The 6,478-nt window shown below is 43.2% G+C and carries 6 protein-coding genes; 5 read left to right on the forward strand and 1 reads right to left on the reverse strand.

Annotated elements, in window-relative coordinates; translation table 11 throughout:
• Nucleotides 1-289 precede the first annotated feature (289 nt).
• The 3 genes from QUA38_RS26580 to QUA38_RS26590 all read left to right on the forward strand — a co-directional run bounded on the left by QUA38_RS26580 (nucleotide 290) and on the right by QUA38_RS26590 (nucleotide 2,629).
• Nucleotides 290-931, forward strand: a complete 642-nt coding sequence (locus tag QUA38_RS26580) for a tetratricopeptide repeat protein (RefSeq protein ID WP_333167193.1) — start codon at nucleotides 290-292, stop codon at nucleotides 929-931.
• A 79-nt stretch (nucleotides 932-1,010) separates the two neighbouring features.
• The gene (locus QUA38_RS26585; protein ID WP_333167195.1) at nucleotides 1,011-1,499 is read left to right on the forward strand and encodes a hypothetical protein; all 489 of its coding nucleotides are present in this window, start codon (nucleotides 1,011-1,013) and stop codon (nucleotides 1,497-1,499) included.
• 386 nt (nucleotides 1,500-1,885) lie between these two features.
• On the forward strand, nucleotides 1,886-2,629 hold the full coding sequence (locus QUA38_RS26590) for a hypothetical protein (RefSeq protein WP_333167197.1): 744 nt from the start codon (nucleotides 1,886-1,888) through the stop codon (nucleotides 2,627-2,629).
• Between the two features lie 183 nt (nucleotides 2,630-2,812).
• On the opposite strand, the gene glmU is transcribed toward QUA38_RS26590, so the two are convergent.
• Nucleotides 2,813-4,201: a bifunctional UDP-N-acetylglucosamine diphosphorylase/glucosamine-1-phosphate N-acetyltransferase GlmU gene (gene glmU / locus QUA38_RS26595; protein WP_333167199.1), complete on the reverse strand. Its 1,389-nt coding sequence runs from the start codon at nucleotides 4,199-4,201 to the stop codon at nucleotides 2,813-2,815.
• A gap of 504 nt (nucleotides 4,202-4,705) precedes the next feature.
• Between glmU and QUA38_RS26600 the strand changes: the two genes are divergently transcribed.
• Nucleotides 4,706-5,707 carry a hypothetical protein gene (locus tag QUA38_RS26600; RefSeq protein ID WP_333167200.1) on the forward strand — a complete coding sequence of 334 codons (1,002 nt, stop codon included), beginning with the start codon at nucleotides 4,706-4,708 and terminating at the stop codon, nucleotides 5,705-5,707.
• Between the two features lie 25 nt (nucleotides 5,708-5,732).
• The coding region (locus QUA38_RS26605; RefSeq protein WP_333167202.1) for a sulfurtransferase at nucleotides 5,733-6,478 on the forward strand (746 nt) is incomplete at its 3' end.

Below are 6,478 nucleotides of genomic sequence, written 5' to 3' on the forward strand. Positions count from 1 at the left end.
TTGTTTGGCATTTGCCAAGTCGGTGTAAAGCTTTTGGATTTCCCAGCGGTTGCTTGCCCGTGCAAATGGTTCTTCTGGCGGATTGATGGTAGAGGGTATCATTTGCGGCAGTCGCGATCGAGTTCCTAGTCAAATTCCTAACCAAAATCCTAACATTGGCTGTGCGCGATCGAACTGTTGTCACGGCTAATCTATTTTTAACACAGCCAACAGAGGAATGAGTTTCAGGTAGAAAACCCGCTCTTTTACAGTGGGAAAAATAACTATACATCCATCGGAGAAATAAAAAGTGCCTGGAATTGCGATCGCCTTATTTTTTATCCTAGGTTTAGTTTTAAGTCTTGTCGGCTATTTTTGGGGATTAATTCAAGCTTTGGGAGAGGAAACTATTTGGGGAGTGCTTTACTGGCTTGTGCCCTTGGCATCATTAGTTTTTTGCATCAAAAAATGGAGCAATAGAAACATGAGACAAAAAACATTTTTACTTCAATCTGTTGAATGGCTAATGTTTGTACTAGGAGGCATTACTACTTCACTATTTTACGGCAAAAATTTTGTAAAAAACTCTGACTCTGGGGCTAATTTAAAGCAGAGGTATAACGAGCAATCTCCGTCTTCTTTTCCTTTTGGTTTCAACACTACTCCATCACTCTATCAAGAGTTATATCCTGCTTTTGAGTCATTTCCTAATGCCGAGCCATCTCGTGCTCCCGTAGCATCTTTGGCTGAGTCTAATTCTGCTCCTGTTGCTGCTCAAAAAGATAACTTCAAACAATCGATGAAACTCGGCTATATCTACTACGGGCAGGGAGACCATCAAACCGCTTTAATCAATTTTAACAGAGCTTTACAGGTACGTCCGGGCAATGCTTATGCTGTCAAGGCTGTTTACAACACCAAAAGTGCGATCGTCCAAAGCAATGTCAAATAATAATCCGTGCATTAAAAGTTGCCTACAGCGGATAGATAAGTAATTTACATTGTTTTTAAATTCGACAACAATTAAACTCATGAAAATTCTCAAGCAAACACCAAATAAACTAATAATTAAAACTGCGAGTTCCTGGGATACTTTGCTATTAATTTGTCCCTTCATCATCATTGGATTATTGCAGATTATTTTAGCATCAAATTGGATAGGGGGAGGCATATTTCTCTTGTTTTCGCTGTCTTTGTTGGACGGCGCGATAGATGAAACATACATTTTTGATAAAACTTTTAGCAAAATGACCGTTAAACGACGGGGTGTATGGTTCCATGATGTTACCGAATGCTCAACTCACGAGATTTCTTCAGTGGAATTAGAGGAACTGGGAGATAGCGATGGAAATCGTAGCTATTATGTTGATTTGTGGATGTTCTGGGGCGATATCATCTGTTTAAGAAGCTATTCACTAACAGAACAACACAAAATTGCTGATTTGATTCGCAGCTATATGTCGATTAGCGATAATCGCACCCTTAACAATGTATTTGCCCCGCAAGGCCGTGAATCGTAGCTATCCTGTGGGGAGTCGCCCAAATTAATAACTAACGATAATTAAGCAGGTAGGTGCAAATAAAATTGACAATGTAACAAAATGTAAACCTGTACTCACCTGGGTGATTACTTTCCTACAGATCGCGAAGCTAAAGTTTTATTCCCCATCACATAATTAATATATTTTTAAGATCCATCTATTTTAAATCATAAAAAGCTATCTTAAACCCAGCAGGTAAACTCGCGAGATTTGTTGTCGGTTAAAAGTTTTAGTGCTAACCTATTACCAAAATAAAAGGGGTCAGGGCAGAAGACGACTTCAAATAATATATAAGTTAACAATTCGGCTGATCGGGTTAGTAAGGCAATCTGTAACATCATTTTTGGAATTTAAGGGCCAGATAAATGAAAATAATCAAGCAAACGGCAAGTGAATTAATAATTCAGACTCAAAGCATATTTGATTTTTGGTTGCCTAGTTGTTTATTCATGGCTTTTGGACTGTTCGGGCTGGCTTTTGATTATCATAAAGCAACTCTGAGCTGCCAGCGATTGCAGGCAAAACAAGGCAGTTGCCAGATTGTGCGATCGAATTTACTGGGCTCAAAAATTCAAGAAATTGAGCTTGCTTCTTTGCAGGGAGCTAAAGTTCAAAGATGCGGCTATAAAACCAGGGTTGTACTTCTAACTTCTGTTGGCAATGTTCCTTTCACTGCTAACTCGACTAATTGGGGAACCCAAGACGCTGTTGCTTCGGACATCAATTTTTATGTTAAAAATGCCAAAGATAGATTGCTGCGCTTAAGCCAAGAAGATCGCTGGTTGGGATGGACAGGAGGCATATTTTTGCTTGCAGCAGCGGCAGTGATCGTTTTGAGAAATAATGAAACCTACAGCTTCGATGGAATTTTAAACACCTTGACTGTTAAACAGCGGGGTTTGTTGGCACGTAAAGTAATTGAATACTCTCTGTGCGAGATTTATGGCGTGGAAGTAGATCGAACCAAAGATAGGCAAAATGACACTTGGTACGAAGTCAGACTGTTAGTTTGTGGAGGATCTCGTATATCCCTGCCTAACACTATGAACCTCTACCAGCAAGAAAAAATTGCCAAAGCGATTAACAACTATCTAAACGCGCAAAAATAAGACAAAGTAGCCGATCGCGATCAACCCGATTTCTCAAGTTTGCCGACTTACGCAGAAACCGGGTTTTTAACCAAAATCTCTTCTAAAGTGCCATCGCTGCTTCCGTTATAAAAACCCGGTTTATTTGGTATTTAGTGCGAAGCTCGTGGGTGGAAACTCATCATCGAAAAAGTGAACGGTTGTTCACTTTTTCGGTTCTTTCAACTTCCAACCTGGTTTGACAACTTGCCGGGAACGCGCAATTACTAAACAATCCTTCGGCACATCTTCTGTCACCACAGAACCCGCAGCTACAGTAACATCTTCCCCCAAAGTTATCGGTGCAACCAGCACGGTGTTAGAACCCGTTTTACTGCGATCGCCTATTTGAGTTTTGTGCTTGTTTTTTCCGTCATAATTTGCCGTAATTGTTCCCGCACCAATGTTGACTTTTCCTCCCAAAGTCGCGTCGCCTAAATAAGACAAGTGAGCGACTTTAGTTCGATCGCCTATTTGAGTATTTTTCAACTCTACAAAATTGCCGACGCGACAGTTCGACCCAATTTCTGCGTGCCGCCGCAAGTGTGCGTAAGGGCCTATTCGCGAGTTTTCAGCAACCATACTGTCAGAAACTACCGAATAAAGCACAGTCACGTTTTCTCCAATTTGACTGTTTTCGATCAAACTGCCGGGGCCGATGCGACTTCCCGAGGCGATCGAAGTGTTTCCCCGCAAGTGAGTTTGCGGTTCAATTACCACATCCGGCTGCAACTCTACAGTATCGTCGATCGTAATACTGTTGGGATCTAGCAGCGTCACTCCCGCCGTCATCCACTTGTCCTTTACCCGCGTTTGCAAAATATCGCAAGCTGTAGCTAAATGTTTGCGATCGTTAATTCCCAATATTTCTTGATAATCTTCCACATCCACTGCCATCACCGGACTGAGGAAATTTACCGTATCAGTTAGGTAATATTCTTTTTGGTCATTGTCTGCCTTCAACTCTGGCAAAATTTTCTCTAAATCCGGCCAGTGAAAGCAGTAAACACCTGCATTAATTCGGTGATTTTGCTTTTGAGCTTGTGTGCAGTCGCGGTCTTCGACAATTTGCTGGACTAAGTTTTGACTGTCGGTAAATACTCGCCCGTATCCTTGAGGATTCGGCAAATTAGCTGTCAATAAAGTAGCAGAGTTTTGGTGCTTTTTGTGAATGGCAATCAATTGTTTGATAGTTTCTGCCCTCAGCAAAGGTACATCTCCGTTTAAGACCAGCAAGTCTCCTTGAAATCCCTCTAAGTGAGGCAGCAATTGTTGAATGGCGTGACCTGTTCCTAATTGTTCGGTTTGTTCAACAAATTCTAGGGAAGGAAGTTGAGAATTTTTCCCTGATATTTCTTGACCTCTCATCAGCGATTCTTTAACGAGTTCGCCTCGATAACCGACGATGACAAGTCGCCTGGTAATTTGAATTTCTTGACAACTTTGGAGGACTCGCTCAACTAGCGATCGGCCGCCCAATTCGTGTAGAACTTTGGGCAAGTCAGATTTCATGCGCGTGCCGCGTCCAGCCGCTAAAATTGCTATTGCTACCATTGTGCGATCGAGTTATTTGCTATAAAAACTTGAATATTGACTAACTGATGATATCACTCGCTGTCCGCCGATGGCACTGCGATCGCACAAATTTTTCATCTAAAATTTCTCATCTGGCATCCGCGCGATCGAGGCTTTTTGCAGCCGGATGTCGCTTTTAGGGGCGATGCTTGCGGTTCAACTTAAGGCTGTTACGGTATCTGGACTTGCGCGCCCGGTATCAATTACCAGGTTGAAGCAGCGGTATTGGGCTACCGAGGGAGAGGATTTTTGCCGGTTCTGCAAACCTGAGTTCGGTTTGTACAAAGGACTGAAGTCTTTTCCCAAGGGATGCCAGGGGTAGCGAGAGTGATAATTTGCATCTTTGGGCTAGGATTTGCCACGATACATTATACTATTTGTTGAATTTCAGTTATTGTGTTTTCAACTCCAAAAAACTGTTTCTGACTTTTTCATTTTTTCTACCTTCTACCTTCTATCTTCTGCGTTATCAGGTGTCCAGCTATGACAGAGCTTAATTTTCAGGAACTTGCCAAGCAGGGAAATCTCGCCACTGCGATCGCATCTTCGCTAAATAGCCAGTTGCAATCTGAAGGCATCACAGCCTCCGCTAATCTCGACGGCGACTGTTTGGAGGTAATTCTTGAGGCCGAACAGCTACCGATAGAAGATACATTCGTTGATTTTGTCCGCAGCCAACTGACGAATTTGCAGCCGGATTTGATTCGCAAAGTGAAGGTTGAGGGCCGAGAAAGCGGTCAGATTGCTCCTGCTTGGAGTCAAGAGTTTAGTTTGGAGAACAGCAATTTTGAACCACAGAGCTTTGGGGGAGAATCTGTGCCAAATACTGCTGTTGCTAATATGGACGATCGCACAGAGATGGAGAACAGTTTTGAGGAGGAAAAACCGCCCGAACTTGCTGCATTTGAGAATCGGCTGCGATCGACTTTCATTGTAGTTGGGCTAGTAACGGGTATGTTGGCGATCGCGGTGGTGGCGTTTGTCGGTAAAATTGTGAACCAGCCAGCAGCAACTGCGGGGAATAATCCCGATGAAACAGCAAATTTAGCAACTGCACCGGATACTTTTCGAGAAGCGGTTAACAGCGCACTCAAAGCAGCAGAATTAGGGCGTTTGGCAAAAACCAAGGAAGATTGGACTACAGTTACCGATAGCTGGCAAGAAGCGGTCTCATTAATGAGAAGAGTACCAGTCTCTAGCCCCAACCATCAACTAGCTCAAGCAAAAGTGATCGAGTATCAGAAATATCTACTTTACGCTCAAGAAGCAGCAGTAACTCCCCCTCTGCCAACTCCAACTCCCGCACCAGCCGAAAAATCACCTTCGGAAAAAGCAACTCCTAAAAAATCCAATTCGCCCAAAGAAACGTCGGAAAAAGAAACTCCTAAAAAATCCAATTCTGACAATAGAGCTTCAGAGAAAGCAACTTCTAAAAAATCTCCTTCTGACAAAACAGAACTAGATAGAAAATCTCCTTCTAGATAATGTTAAAATAGAGATTTGAATAATTATGAGTGACAACACTTTAATCGTTTCTCCTGAATGGTTAGCCACCAATACCGACAATCCGCAAGTTGTAATCATTGACTGTCGTTTTTCCCTTGCCGACCCTGAATGGGGAGAAAAACAATATCAAGAAAGTCACATTCCCGGAGCTTTCTATTTAGATTTAAACCGCGATCTCGCGAGTTCAGTGGGCAAACACGGCGGTAGACATCCGTTGCCAAACATTGAAGAATTAGCTGATAAATTGAGCGCGATCGGCATTAATTCAGCAGAAACTTTAGTGGTAGCCTATGACGATTCGCGGCTGGCTTTTGCGGCTCGTTTGTGGTGGCTGCTGCGGTATATGGGACACAGCAAAGTCGCTTTGTTAGACGGCGGTTTCAGCGCATGGAAAGCGGCGGGCTATCCGGTAACAAATATTTTGCCAGAACCCCGTGAGGGTAAATTCGTTGCTCACTTGCAGCCGGATTTGGCGGTAGATATTGAGGCGGTAAAAGAGCGTAAAGACTTGCCCGGCAAGGTTTTGGTTGATTCGCGAGAAAGCGAGAGATATGAAGGTTTGCGGGAGCCGATCGACCCCATCGCAGGTCACATTTCGGGTGCGGTTAACTATCCGTGGCAAGGGGTGACGGATGAAACTGGAAAAGTGCGATCGGCATCCGAACAAAAACAGCGGTGGACGGAATTAGAAAAAGCCGAAGAAATTATTGTTTATTGCGGTTCCGGGGTGACGGCTTGCGTTAATTTACT

Origin of the sequence: Microcoleus sp. Pol12B4 (assembly GCF_036701385.1) — a bacterium.
Classification (GTDB): Bacteria; Cyanobacteriota; Cyanobacteriia; order Cyanobacteriales; family Microcoleaceae; genus Microcoleus.

Bases quoted from the DNA above. Each gene is read 5' to 3' on its own strand.
- QUA38_RS26585 (WP_333167195.1), top strand. From the start codon at position 1,011: ATGAAAATTCTCAAGCAAACACCAAATAAACTAATAATTAAAACTGCG.
- QUA38_RS26590 (WP_333167197.1), top strand. From the start codon at position 1,886: ATGAAAATAATCAAGCAAACGGCAAGTGAATTAATAATTCAGACTCAA.
- glmU (WP_333167199.1), bottom strand. From the start codon at position 4,201: ATGGTAGCAATAGCAATTTTAGCGGCTGGACGCGGCACGCGCATGAAA.
- QUA38_RS26600 (WP_333167200.1), top strand. From the start codon at position 4,706: ATGACAGAGCTTAATTTTCAGGAACTTGCCAAGCAGGGAAATCTCGCC.